The 12,887-nt window shown below is 36.9% G+C and carries 13 protein-coding genes; all 13 read left to right on the top strand.

From position 1 onward, the window contains the following. Positions 1–27 precede the first annotated feature (27 nt). The 13 genes from rfbC (at position 28) to V1500_RS24570 (ending at position 12,865) form a co-directional block, all read left to right on the top strand. Positions 28–594 (top strand): dTDP-4-dehydrorhamnose 3,5-epimerase, encoded by a 567-nt coding sequence (rfbC, locus tag V1500_RS24630; protein ID WP_409303485.1) that lies wholly within the window; start codon positions 28–30, stop codon positions 592–594. Next, the gene (gene rfbB / locus V1500_RS24625; RefSeq protein WP_409303483.1) at positions 591–1,613 is read left to right on the top strand and encodes a dTDP-glucose 4,6-dehydratase; all 1,023 of its coding nucleotides are present in this window, start codon (positions 591–593) and stop codon (positions 1,611–1,613) included. The genes rfbC and rfbB overlap by 4 nt, the downstream gene beginning before the upstream one ends. Further along, positions 1,601–2,536, top strand: a complete 936-nt coding sequence (gene rfbD / locus V1500_RS24620) for a dTDP-4-dehydrorhamnose reductase (protein ID WP_409303481.1) — start codon at positions 1,601–1,603, stop codon at positions 2,534–2,536. Before rfbB ends, rfbD begins: the two co-directional genes overlap by 13 nt. A gap of 106 nt (positions 2,537–2,642) precedes the next feature. Then, entirely contained in the window at positions 2,643–3,233 is a 591-nt protein-coding gene (locus V1500_RS24615) for a sugar transferase (RefSeq protein ID WP_409306114.1), read from the top strand. Further along, positions 3,234–3,980 (top strand): YveK family protein, encoded by a 747-nt coding sequence (locus V1500_RS24610; protein WP_409303479.1) that lies wholly within the window; start codon positions 3,234–3,236, stop codon positions 3,978–3,980. It abuts the gene before it with no gap. A gap of 5 nt (positions 3,981–3,985) precedes the next feature. After that, complete coding sequence (locus V1500_RS24605; protein WP_409303478.1) at positions 3,986–4,657, top strand: CpsD/CapB family tyrosine-protein kinase; 672 nt, start codon at positions 3,986–3,988, stop codon at positions 4,655–4,657. Positions 4,658–4,737: 80 nt separating this feature from the next. After that, positions 4,738–5,514: a sugar phosphate nucleotidyltransferase gene (locus tag V1500_RS24600; RefSeq protein WP_409303476.1), complete on the top strand. Its 777-nt coding sequence runs from the start codon at positions 4,738–4,740 to the stop codon at positions 5,512–5,514. Between the two features lie 92 nt (positions 5,515–5,606). Next, positions 5,607–6,527, top strand: coding sequence for a glycosyltransferase family 2 protein (locus V1500_RS24595; protein WP_409303475.1), 921 nt, complete (start codon positions 5,607–5,609; stop codon positions 6,525–6,527). 43 nt (positions 6,528–6,570) lie between these two features. Beyond that, positions 6,571–7,497 carry a glycosyltransferase family 2 protein gene (locus V1500_RS24590; protein WP_409303474.1) on the top strand — a complete coding sequence of 309 codons (927 nt, stop codon included), beginning with the start codon at positions 6,571–6,573 and terminating at the stop codon, positions 7,495–7,497. Positions 7,498–7,546: 49 nt separating this feature from the next. Continuing rightward, positions 7,547–8,827 carry a hypothetical protein gene (locus V1500_RS24585; protein WP_409303472.1) on the top strand — a complete coding sequence of 427 codons (1,281 nt, stop codon included), beginning with the start codon at positions 7,547–7,549 and terminating at the stop codon, positions 8,825–8,827. Between the two features lie 142 nt (positions 8,828–8,969). Then, positions 8,970–10,355 carry an oligosaccharide flippase family protein gene (locus tag V1500_RS24580; protein WP_409303470.1) on the top strand — a complete coding sequence of 462 codons (1,386 nt, stop codon included), beginning with the start codon at positions 8,970–8,972 and terminating at the stop codon, positions 10,353–10,355. 72 nt (positions 10,356–10,427) lie between these two features. Further along, complete coding sequence (locus V1500_RS24575; protein WP_409303468.1) at positions 10,428–11,597, top strand: NAD(P)-dependent oxidoreductase; 1,170 nt, start codon at positions 10,428–10,430, stop codon at positions 11,595–11,597. Beyond that, on the top strand, positions 11,594–12,865 hold the full coding sequence (locus tag V1500_RS24570) for a glycosyl hydrolase family 28-related protein (RefSeq protein WP_409303466.1): 1,272 nt from the start codon (positions 11,594–11,596) through the stop codon (positions 12,863–12,865). The genes V1500_RS24575 and V1500_RS24570 overlap by 4 nt, the downstream gene beginning before the upstream one ends. Positions 12,866–12,887 lie beyond the last annotated feature (22 nt).

Below are 12,887 nucleotides of genomic sequence, written 5' to 3'. Positions count from 1 at the left end.
TTATTATGCTGAAAAGGAGTTGGATAAATGAAGGTTATTCAGACGAAATTTGAAGATGCAGCATTATTGGAACTAACTGTTTATGGAGACGACCGTGGTTTTTTTATGGAAACGTACAGTCAGCAAATCTATCAAAAAAACGGAATAGATTTAAATTTTATACAGGACAATCATTCCTTATCACGGCAAGCCGGTACGATTAGAGGTTTGCATTACCAAATAAATCCAAAATCGCAAGCGAAGCTGGTTCGAGTTACAAGAGGGGCAATCTATGATGTCATTGTAGACATTAGAAAGGGTTCTCCCACATATGGTGAATGGGAGGGCTATATATTAACAGCTGAAAATAAAAGGCAATTATTGGTCCCCAAGGGCTTTGCACACGGCTTTTGTACATTAGTAGACAACACAGAAGTTCAATATAAAGTAGATCAGTCCTATTCCTCAGAACATGATCGGGGTATATTCTGGAATGATCCTGCGATAGGCATCGAATGGCCGGTGTCAAAGGTAATTCTGTCGGAAAAAGACAAAAATCATCCACCACTAGAATATGCAACAAATAATTTTGTGTGGGAGGGAGTAAAGATATGAAACTATTGGTAACTGGTGGTGCCGGCTTCATAGGGAGTAACTTTATACACTACATACTGGCTAAATATCAGAATTATCAGGTGGTCAACCTTGATCTTCTAACATACGCAGGAAATCTTGAAAATTTAAAAGATATAGAAAATCAGGATAATTATACTTTTGTGAAAGGAGATATTAATAATCGCGAGCTGGTTGATTATCTTTTAAAAAACAACAAAATCGATGTAGTTGTAAATTTTGCAGCAGAATCACATGTGGACCGTAGCATAACGGATCCCGATGTGTTTGTAAAAACCAATGTCCTTGGCACGCAAAACTTATTGGATATTGCGAAAGAAAATAATATTAAGAAATTCGTACAAATTTCTACTGATGAGGTTTACGGTAGTTTAGGAGAAACGGGATATTTCACTGAAAGTACTCCACTAGCACCAAACAGTCCTTATTCAGCCAGTAAAACAGGCGGGGATTTATTAGTACGTGCTTATTATGAAACGTTTGGCATGAACGTAAATATTACTAGATGTTCAAATAACTATGGACCATACCATTTTCCTGAGAAGCTTATTCCCTTACTAGTTACAAACGCCTTGCAAGGAAAGGAACTTCCTATTTATGGAGATGGAACGAATATTCGAGATTGGCTACATGTGAGTGACCATTGTTCTGCAATTGACATGGTCATACATGAAGGTAAGCCTGGTGAAGTTTATAATATCGGTGGCCATAATGAAAGAATGAATAGGGAAATTGCTAATCTAATTATAGACAGACTAGGTTTATCACCTGACTTAATCAAATATATAAAAGACCGTCCCGGACATGACAGAAGGTATGCAATAGATCCTACTAAAATACAAACAGAATTGGGGTGGAAGCCTCTTTATTCCTTTGATACAGGATTGATAGAAACTATTAATTGGTATATCGAGAATTATGAGTGGTGGAATAACATTAAAGCTGGCACATATCTAGATTATTATCAAAAGCAATATGGTGATCATTTATGCCTGCTGTAAGGATAATAATAACAGGGGCTAAAGGACAGCTGGGAACTGAATTGCTGTCCATGTTAAAAAATGAAAGTGATGTTGAGGTAATCGGCTTAGGCAGAGAAGAGTTGGACATTACCTCATACAACCAAGTAAAGAAAAAAATGCTGGAAATAATGCCTGATATCATTATTCATGCAGCCGCGTATACAAATGTAGATATGGCAGAGGAGGATTCTGATAAAGCTTTTCTCGTGAATGGAATAGGTACAAGGAACCTTGCGAAAGTTTCATCAAAAATAAAGGCTAAGTTCGTTTATATAAGTACGGATTACGTATTCAGTGGGAGCAATAATGAGCCAATTGAAGAATTAGAAGCACCGTCCCCATTAAGTGTCTATGGACAGACAAAGCTAGCTGGTGAGTATTATGTGAAAAAGAATCTGGAAACATTTTTTATCGTCAGAACCTCTTGGATATATGGGAGGTATGGAAAAAATTTTGTCAAAAGTATGTTGGAGCTTTCTGAGGAAAAAGGCCGAATAACGGTTGTAGATGATCAAATTGGAAGTCCTACTTATACAGTAGATTTAGCACAATGTATAATGCGGTTAATTTTCACTGAAAAATATGGAGTTTATCATGTGACCAATTCAGGAAGTTGCTCTTGGTATGAATTTGCTAAAGCAATATTTGAAGAAGCTAATATTGAAGTCGATTTAGTTCCGTGCAAGACAGAAGAATTTCCAAGGAAAGCCCCACGCCCCTGTTATTCCGTTCTAAATGATACTATGTTGAGGAAAAACGGTTTTCCTAAGATGAGAAACTGGAGGGACGCCTTGAAAAATTTCCTTCATTTATTTTTGAAAGATGTTACAGAAGAAAATGATGTGAATGGCCAGGCTGAAGAGAACTTAACGAGAGCGGGTGAAGTGAATGGCTATAAATAGAGATAGAGAATTGGCTGTTTCTATTGATAAAACTCATCCACAAGTAAAACTGGAAGAGGATGTTCTCGCATCATCCAGTTCAAAAGTATACCTTCGTATTAAAAGGATGCTTGACATAATTGGTGCTCTTACAGGGCTAGTTGTATTTCTTCCTTTTTTTCTGTTGATTATCCCAGCATATATGGTTGGTGAAGCGAAAGGCCCCATTTTATTTAAACAAAAACGGGTAGGGAAGAATGGGGAAATATTCTTTATCTATAAGTTTCGTTCCATGGTGGTAAATGCAGAAGAAGTACTTAAAAAGAATAAACAACTGTATGCAAAGTATGTGAAAAATAATTATAAGTTGGAACAAAGTGAAGATCCCCGTATTACAAAAGTAGGGAGATTCCTAAGAAAAACAAGTTTGGATGAATTACCGCAGCTTATTAATGTGCTTAAGGGTGAAATGAGTCTGGTGGGACCAAGACCGGTAGTCTTGGATGAATTAAAGGAGTATGGTGCCAGAACATCTGATTTTCTATCAGTAAGTCCAGGTTTGACAGGATATTGGCAGGTAAGTGGGAGAAGCGATATTGGGTATCCGGAACGAGTAGATATAGAATTGTATTATGTATATCATCAATCTCTAAAGCTCGATATTATCATTCTATTAAAAAGTGTTTTATTCGTAGTGTTACGTAAAGGAGCTTATTGAATGGAACAAACAATGAATATAAGGAAGTTTTGGTCAATTATAAGAGGACATATTTTACTTATTGCTTCTATAGCGGCAATGGGTGCAGGAATTAGCTGGGGACTAGCTTCCTACTATGTAACACCGACCTATGAAGCATCCCGGCAAATCGTTGTTAATAACACTAATCCTAAACAAGTTGTGGATTATAATACTGTGATGACAAATTTTCAATTTGCAAACACGTATAGCGATATTATCTATTCCGAAGTGGTACTGGAAAAAGTCATAGAAGACCTAGGACTCAACATAACCGCTCAAGACTTCTCTAAGCAAATTAAAGTAACAAGTAAACAGGAATCACAGGTAATTACGATAACAGTAAAAGACTCAGATTATGAATTGGCAGTTGATATTGTTAATAAGATAGCGAACGTCTTTGAAACGCAAGTGCTGGAAATGATGAAAGTAGATAACGTAGAGTTATTTCCTCCTACTATCGCAAAACCTGATCCGCAACCTGTACAGCCAAAGCCTGCGCTTATTACAATCGTTGGTTTAGCAGCTGGTTTGTTTATCGGATTGGGGACTTCGTTCCTTCTGCGAGCTTTCAGTAACACGATTACATCAGAAAGCGACATCGAGGAGGTATTACACATCCCTGTAATGGGCATTGTTTCGAAGGTTCGTTTAAAGGATATCAATTTAAAATCAAAGGCTAATAAGGAAATTGTGAACTTTTCACATAGCAAAGGACTAGGGGGCTAGGAAAATTGAATGTAAGAAGAAAAAATCTTAACAGAAGGAAAAAGATGTTCAATGTATTTGACCCAGGGTCCAAGTTCGCAGAACAATACAGAATCATTAGGACAAATATCTTATTCTCATCCAGTAATGAAAAAATACAATCCATTGTTGTTACATCTGCAGCCACTGGTGAGGGGAAAACGACCACTGTTGCCAACTTAGGAGCTGTAATGGGACAACAAGGAAAAAGAGTACTAATTATAGATGCTGATTTACGAAAACCTACTCTTCACAAGTTTTTCGACAAGAACAACTATAATGGGCTGACGAACATCCTTCTAAGTAACGACTCGCTAGACGAAGTAGTCATGCCGACAACTATTGAAAACCTGGATATTTTGACGAGTGGAGCTATTACCGCAGTGGATCAAGATTTGTTGGGTTCGGATCTATTGTTAAAACTTATGGAGAGAATGAAGAAAGTCTACGATATCATTTTAATTGATAGTCCCCCAATAGTAGAAAATGCCGATGCTCAAATTCTTGCAAATATTTGTGATGGTTCATTGTTGGTTATGAAAAGTGGAAAAACAAAAAAAGATAAAGTAGCTATAGCTAAAAACAACCTCATGAATTGTAAAGCTAAGTTGTTAGGTGCTGTGCTTAACGAAAAAAAGAGCCCAAAAGTGGTAATTTAGTATATCTTTGTTCGTTATAATGAAAATTTTGTACTTGATAAAAATCAAAAAAATAAAAACAAAAAAATGAGGTGGCTAAGATGAAAGGAATCATACTAGCGGGTGGTACTGGTTCACGTTTAAATCCATTGACCAAAGTTACAAATAAACATTTATTGCCTGTAGGGAAGTATCCTATGATTTATTATTCAATTGCAAAGCTTAAAGAAGCAGGAATTGATGAAATCTTAATTGTCACAGGAAGACATCATGCAGGGGATATTATCAACCTTCTAGGGAGTGGGACAGAAATTGGAATTAAACTAACGTATAGAGTCCAGGATCAGGCTGGTGGGATTGCTGAGGCGCTAAACCTTGCCGAAGAATTTGTCGGTGATGATTTAATGACAGTCATTTTGGGAGATAACATCTTCACGGGTGATATTACACCTTATGTTCAAGATTATATGAAGCAAAATGGTGGAGCTAAGATTTTGATTAAAGAGGTACATGACCCTCACCGTTTTGGAGTAGCAGAAATTCATAACGATTTGATAGTGTCGATTGAAGAAAAGCCTGAACATCCAAAGTCTAATTTCGCAGTGACAGGATTTTATATGTATGACCGGCGTGTTTTTGACATCATTAAAACATTACAGCCTTCGGGAAGAGGCGAATTAGAAATAACGGATGTTAACAACGCTTATATCAAATTAAATGCATTAAGATTTGGAGTCGTTACTGGTGACTGGATTGATGCTGGAACTCATGGATCTCTTGCTCGTGCCAATAAAATTGTAGAGGATATGGAAATTGATTTCCAAGCAATTGATAAAAAGAGAAAAAGAATAGGGAAGGTTCCAACGCTTGCAATATAACTAGGGTAAGGGGAGGTCCTTTACTAGAAGTAGTGAAGGACCATTACTTTATTTTGAAAATCATATAAAAAATACAAATTATGAGGTGTAGCATGGGTTCAGCATCCGCAGCCATTATTCTCCTTAATTGGAACAGTTACCAGGATACATATGAATGTTTAAAGTCATTAGAATTTCTTACTTATCCTAATTATCATGTTTTTGTAGTAGACAATGCTTCAAGTGATGACTCCTTTATAAGGTTAAAGAATGATCAGAAAACTGGTCAATTCAATGTTGATGTAACTTTTATCAAGTCAGAAAGAAACTTGGGCTGTGCGGGCGGCAATAATGTTGGATTTAGAACGGCCTATGAGCTAGGGTTTGACTATTATTGGATGCTGAATACTGATACATATGTTGAACCTGATGCTTTATGCACACTTATAGGAGCAGTAGAAGAAGATCAAGCCATTGGCATTGTGGGCTCCAAAATATTGTATGCCCGTAGTAAATGTATCTGGTTTGCTGGGGGTAGACTTAATCCTTATCTTGGTACTAGTATGCAAATCGGGATAGATGAGGAAGATTGCGGACAGTACGATGAAGTGAAAGAAGTAGATTTCATAGTAGGATGCAGTATGTTGTTCCGAAGGGAATTGATCCAATCGATTGGATATTTGGATGAAGATTATTTTGTTTATTATGAGGATACCGACTGGAACTTAAGAGCAAAAAAAGCAGGTTGGAAAATAGTTTATGTGCCATCATCCATTGTATACCATAAGGAAACTGCAAAAAAGAACGACTTATCACCATATTATGCTTACTATTTAATACGAAATGGATATCTGATGGTCAGCCGGGTTAACGCCCAATATAAGGGGATTGCATTTGTTTATTTATTCGTAAGGATTCTACTATTTCACCGAAGTTTTGTACGGAAGAGGAACGATAAACTTAGAAGGAGCGCCATCATTTTAAAAGGGGCGATCCATGCTCTTACAAACAAGACGGGGCAGTACGTAAAATAAAATTATTCACAAGATTAAACAAGAATGAAAGGTGGACTTTAGCTTGAACTCAGCATCAGCCGCAATTATTCTTCTTAACTGGAATGGCTATCATGATACATTTGAGTGTTTGAAATCATTGGAATCTCTTACTTATCCCAATTTTCATGTCTTCGTAGTAGACAACGCATCATACGATGATTCCTTTATAAAGTTAACGAGCGATCAAGAATCAGGTGAATTTAATATTAACATAACGTTGATCCAGTCGGGAAGTAATTTAGGGTGCGCAGGTGGAAACAATGTTGGGTTCAGGACAGCCTATGAGCAAGGGTTTGACTACTATTGGATGTTGAATAATGACACATATGTGGAACCTGATTCACTAAGTAAACTTATTGAAGTGATGGACAGAGACAAAAAGATAGGGATTGTCGGGTCTAAAATCTACAATGCAAATAATAATCTATTATGGTTTGCTGGAGGATCGATAAATCCATACTTAGGTACTAGCACACCATTCGGGATAGATGAAGAAGATTGCGGCCAGTACGACAAAATGAAAGAAGTAGATTTTATTGTCGGTTGCAGTATGTTATTCCGGAAGGAAGTGATCCAATTAATTGGATTTTTAGAAGAAGACTATTTTATTTATTACGAGGATACTGATTGGAATATAAGGGCAAAAAAAGCAGGTTGGAAAATAGTGTATGTTCCCGAATCTATTGTTTACCACAAAGAATCTAGTTCTACAAAGTCTGCTGATCTATCGCCTTATTATGCTTACTATTTAATTCGAAATGGATATCTAATGGTTAGTAGAAATAACGCAAAATATAAATGGATTGCGTTTTTGTACTTGTTTTTCAGAGTAATTAAATTTCATATTCTTTATGTAATAAAAAGCGACAATAAAGCTAAAAGAAGCAGCATGATTTTAAAAGGAGCGTTCCATGGTCTGACAAACAAAACGGGTCAGTATATCAATTAAGCAATATCTCAAGGAGAAGTGCTATAGCAAAGAATAAAGGAGACAGTCAATGGCAGTAAAAGTGATAAGCGTAATAGAAAAGTCACTTATTTTCTTAATACTATTTAGTTTAATCTTCTTGCAAAGATTTTCCATAACGATTGGAGGGCTTCAACTTTCCCCAGTTTTCGTTTTTTCGGTTATATCGGTAATAATTCTATATTTCTTTCATGAATTTGAAATCGATCACAAACGGCTTTTGCTATTCTTATGCTCAATAAGCGGGTTATTTATTGCTAGTTTATATGCATTGCTTCATTCGAAAGCGGTGGGGATTGCTTCATTACTTTCCATAATTGTTTTTTATTTACCATTTCTTTTTGTTAATAAGAGGGAAGGCAGCCTAAATTATATCTTTTCAAAATACCAAGGCATGATGGTGATAGTGGCCATAATAGGCATCATTCAATTTCTGCTGCAATTTATGGGATTTGGTTTTATTGACCCCATAAAAAACCTTCCTCAGCAATTTTTGCTTGAAGGATATAACACCCATAATCCTTTATCTTATGATTCACCAATTATAAAGGCAAATGGAATGTTCATGCTGGAGCCCTCCTTTTTTTCAAAAATGCTGGCGACTGCGATTATTATTGAATTCCTAACAAAGAAACGACTTTATTTGATGATTATTTTCTTTATAGGAATGTTACTATCCTTTTCGGGGACAGGTTTTATTCTCCTAGCGCTTGCGGCCTTGCCTATCCTATTTAGATTAAAGCCGTCACAGATCTTTCTTTTAATAATTTTTATGGGTATTTCTGTATATGTCTTATTCGATAAAGGGTTTGGAGAAGTCTTTGTTGAAAGGCTAAACGAGTTTAATACACCTCGGTCAAGTGGTCACGTTAGATTTATTGCTCCATGGATAGCTTATAAAGAATTTATCACCTTAGAAGACACCGGGACAGTTTTATTTGGGACAGGTGCGGGAACAGTCCAGGAATATCATGGTAAAGAGTATACATTTGATGAGCTGTCGAATGTATATAACACGGCTCATCCAATTGCTTATATAAAATTATTTGTAGAATACGGGGTAATTGGTGGATTATTTTTCACAATTTTTATTATTTACACGTTTTTATCAATTACACAGAATAAAATATTAGTGTTTTCTTTATTTATCAATTATTCCTTCCTGACGGCATCTTTGCTTCAAACAACAACAATCTATATCTGCTTTATCCTGGGTACTCTTTGTTACAAAAAACGGAAAAATGAAGCTGTGCAAACCCAACGTTTAGTCAATGAATATTCCATCGAAAAGGCAAGCTTTCCAAAGCCATAAGTTCAGTATAAGAAATATGAGGTTTAAAAGGAGACTGGATCAGCCCATGTGGTATAGGGATTATCAGTAAATTATTTAAACAGTTTATCAACCTGTTGTGTAATGAGTGCTGAAGCCAAATGAGAAAGGAAGGGGTGAAAAGATGTCTATCACTTTAAAAGATAAAAGAAACCTAAGGTCAGGGGGAATCTGGGCCTTTTCAGGAAAATTTTTCACATCCTTTATGACTTTGGCCATTAATGCGATTTTAGCACGTATGTTAGCAGCAGAGGATTTAGGAGTATACTTTTTAGCTTTTAATATTGCTATGTTTGGAGCCTATATAGGAACAATAGGATTTGACCAGACGGTGATACGTTTTGTTGCTGATAGCATTGGACGGAACGAACTGAAAAATGTCTATTATATTATTAGAATATCAATGATAGCAACGACTATTGGAGCGGTAACTGCAGGAGTCATATACTTTTATAGTTCCGATTGGATTGCGCTGACAGTCTTTCAATCTGGCAGATTGTCTAGTATTTCAATTGTAGTCACCTTTTGGATTGTGGCGAATAGTTTTCAAATATTGTTAGGAGAGACGTTTAGAGGTTTTCAGGATATACGATATGCTTCCATCTTTGGAGGAGTCCTTTCCACAGCAGTCTTCAGTCTATCGTTAGTAGTATTCTCTTTATCAGGTATTTTACTAACACTAAAATTAACCATTCTAATATGGATTTTGTCACTGGCTGTTTCAAATATTATGGGATTAATGACACTTACAAGGAAAGTCAGATTATTGATGAAGGGAGTGGATATGACTAGAAAGCGAACCCTTCACATACAGAAAATTTTCTCAACGACCATTCCTCTTATGGTTATAACAGTTAGTTTCTACCTTCTTAGCCAGTGCGATTTATGGATTATAAGCGGAGTTGGCAATGATGAGGACGTTGCGGTATACGGAGCAGCTGCAAAGCTTACTATGCTTATATCCATGCCTGTTCTCATAATAAATTCAGTAGTGTCTCCCATGATTGCTGAAAAATACGCACAAGGAGAACTTAAGGGAATTGAAAGGACTCTTAGAACAATAGCTACTTTAGCTTTTATTCCAACCCTTGCGATTTTCCTGTTATTTATATTTCTGGGTGATTTGATCCTGTCATATGTTTTTGGTTCATCTCTATATGGCAGCGGAGCGCTTATTTTATTAATATTGTCCCTAAAGCAATTGATTGGTGTATGGAGTGGAGCTACTGGCACTGTGCTGACAATGGCTGGGAAACAAAAGCATATGATGAGAAATACATTATGGACAGGATTATTTTCGATTATTTTATCCTTAATATTGGGAAGGTTTTACAGTGGGGTAGGCGTTGCACTGGGCTTCTTAATCCCTAGCCTGATTTCTCAAATCATTTTGATGATCACCACATCTCGATCGCTGAATGTCCGAGCGTATGGGGATATATTTGGAACCATTCAATTCTTAAAAGAAAGAGTGGAGAAAAATAAAGCATCAAAAAAGCTGATGTTATAGAATGCAGAACTATAACACGTAGGGTGAACAATTACCAATACAAATAAAAATAAGCTAATTAGGAGTGTAGTCATGAAGCTAAAAACTAAGATAGGCGTAATAGGAACAGGGTTTATTGCAAAAGGTCTTATAAATGCGTTAGAAAACCAGGAAGATTTAGTAGTTTCAAAGGTATTGACCCGTCGAAGAATTGAAGATATCAAAGCCTTTCCTGATAAAGACCTATTAACTAATAGTGTTTGGGAAGTCATTGAGAATTCAGAAGTAATCGTAGAATGCAGCGGCGACGCCATTTATGGAACAGAGGTAGTCGACAAGGCTTTCTCCGCTTCTTTGCCTGTCATTACTATGAATTCGGAGTTGCAAGTCACAACAGGATCCTACTTTGCCGACAGAGGATTTATCACGGAAGCAGAAGGTGATCAGCCTGGTTGTATAGCTGCCCTTAAGGAAAATATGGTTCAGATGGGCTTTAAGCCATTGGTATATGGAAATATCAAAGGGTTTCTAAATCGTAATCCGAAAAAAGAAGAAATGGAATATTGGGGCAAGCGCAGTAATTTAAGTCTGCAGATGGTCACTTCCTTCACAGATGGTACAAAGGTTCAATTTGAACAGGCGTTAGTTGCAAACGGACTGGGCGGCGATATCGTTCAAAAAGGTCTTTTAGGACCTGATGCGGAGGATGTGGAAAGTGGCGGATCCTACTTAGCAGAACAAGCTAAAAAACACGGCTCGGCCATTAGTGATTATTTGCTCTGTCCAAAAGGTCCTGCTGGTGTATTTATTACAGCGGAACATGAAGAAAACCAAAGGGCAGCCTTGGAATATTTTAAGATTGGCAAAGGTCCTTATTATACATTGACTCAAAACTTCCACCTCTGCCATTTAGAAATCATAAAAACAATTCGAAGAGTGGTAGGCGGAGGAGGAGTGCTGCTAAATAATACGGCGAATCCCTCCATAAGTGTGGGAGCCATTGCTAAAGTAAACATTGGACCCGGGGAAAAAATTCCGCATGGAATTGGAAGCTTCCTAGTTAGAGGGGAAGCAGTAAAGATGAAAGAACATATCGGCCATCTCCCAATCGGTTTGTTAGTAAATGCCGTCATTACCCGTCCAATTGAAGCAGGACAAATCATTTCAATGGAAGATGTTGAAATTCCAGACAGTTTGGCACTGAAAGCCTGGAAGGAAATAAAGCAGAAAGTGTTAAAGAAATACAAGGTAGGAATCCGATGAAGAAAGTGAGCTTGATCCTGTTTTTTGCTTGTATATTTCTTGCAGGCTGTACAAAGACAATCACTGAAACGGAAATTAAGACAGAAAAATACTCAACACCGTTTATCAATGTAAAGGATTATGGTGCTGTTGGGGATGGAGAACATGATGATACAAAAGCAATACAAAAGGCATTAGAAGCAGGCAATGACATCTACTTTCCTGAAGGAAAGTATTTGGTAACTGATTCCTTCGATGTGAAAAGTAAAAAGATACATGGAGCAGGAATGGATCAATCTGTCATTCACAGCAAGGCCAACGCCCCGATCTTTAGGATAAAAGCATCCAAAAATGATATACGTGACCTAGGGCTACGGTATGAGGGATGGGATCAAAGAAAATTTAAAAAACGAAATGCCATTCAATTTGAGGAGCAAATTGCCCATTCTGTATTCGAAAACCTGAATATAGTCTCGGTTTACAGAGGGTTTTATATTGCAAAGGGGGCAGAGAATTATGCTTTTTCTGTAAATATCCGGAATATTTATGTCTTTCAATATGCTAAAAACGCCATTCATTTGGTGCCGCCTAAAGGCGGCAATACTGGAAGCGTGATTGAAAATGTTTATACCTCTAATGGACTAAGGGACAAACGATACGAACCTAATGTTGTTCCATTTGTTTTTGAACGAGCTAGCGAAATGACCCTTATCCAGCTGAACGCTGAATGGGCAAACATTGAGAAAGCTTTCCAATTTGACTATTGTTTTAACGTTGTTGTCATTAGTCCGCATTTTGAAGGAAATAACTTGCTAAAGGAAAATAGCACCCTCTTTGATATCAACCATTCCAATGTGAAATTAATAGGGGGACGCGCTTATGATAATGAAATAGAGGCAAATTCATCATTATTCACATTAAAATGGAATGCTGATGTCTCAACGGATACTTTTTATTCAGAAGCAAATGAGGTAAAGAAAGGATCTCTGGAGTTACTACACACAGAACATAGTGAACAAAACCGTTTGGAATTGACGAGATTTAAAACGGACAATGATAAATTACTTGAAAATCCAAATTTATTAAATGAGGATGGAATACCAGTCGTTACAAGGCTTAATGATAAGAGCTTCTTTGATGGGATGGGAGTACAATCGTTTTCTTCACTTCCAGACCCTTCAGAAGCATGGAGAGGAAAAATGGTTCTCCTGGAATCAGACTCAGGTGATCAGGTATACCTTTGCAAGTTCAGTAATGGGGAATATCGATGGGTTGAGGTTTTTGAATAAGTGTCCTAAGACTTTTTGATAT

It is taken from the genome of Peribacillus sedimenti (assembly GCF_046237635.1).
GTDB classification, from domain to species: domain Bacteria; phylum Bacillota; class Bacilli; order Bacillales; family DSM-1321; genus Peribacillus; species Peribacillus sedimenti.
Note: the sequence above shows the minus strand (reverse complement) of the source record. Positions and strands in the feature narration are given on the sequence as shown.

Coding starts and splice junctions, on each gene's coding strand:
- rfbC (WP_409303485.1), top strand. CDS start 28: ATGAAGGTTATTCAGACGAAATTTGAAGATGCAGCATTATTGGAACTA.
- rfbB (WP_409303483.1), top strand. CDS start 591: ATGAAACTATTGGTAACTGGTGGTGCCGGCTTCATAGGGAGTAACTTT.
- rfbD (WP_409303481.1), top strand. CDS start 1,601: ATGCCTGCTGTAAGGATAATAATAACAGGGGCTAAAGGACAGCTGGGA.
- V1500_RS24615 (WP_409306114.1), top strand. CDS start 2,643: ATGCTTGACATAATTGGTGCTCTTACAGGGCTAGTTGTATTTCTTCCT.
- V1500_RS24610 (WP_409303479.1), top strand. CDS start 3,234: ATGGAACAAACAATGAATATAAGGAAGTTTTGGTCAATTATAAGAGGA.
- V1500_RS24600 (WP_409303476.1), top strand. CDS start 4,738: ATGAAAGGAATCATACTAGCGGGTGGTACTGGTTCACGTTTAAATCCA.
- V1500_RS24595 (WP_409303475.1), top strand. CDS start 5,607: ATGGGTTCAGCATCCGCAGCCATTATTCTCCTTAATTGGAACAGTTAC.
- V1500_RS24585 (WP_409303472.1), top strand. CDS start 7,547: ATGGCAGTAAAAGTGATAAGCGTAATAGAAAAGTCACTTATTTTCTTA.
- V1500_RS24580 (WP_409303470.1), top strand. CDS start 8,970: ATGTCTATCACTTTAAAAGATAAAAGAAACCTAAGGTCAGGGGGAATC.
- V1500_RS24575 (WP_409303468.1), top strand. CDS start 10,428: ATGAAGCTAAAAACTAAGATAGGCGTAATAGGAACAGGGTTTATTGCA.
- V1500_RS24570 (WP_409303466.1), top strand. CDS start 11,594: ATGAAGAAAGTGAGCTTGATCCTGTTTTTTGCTTGTATATTTCTTGCA.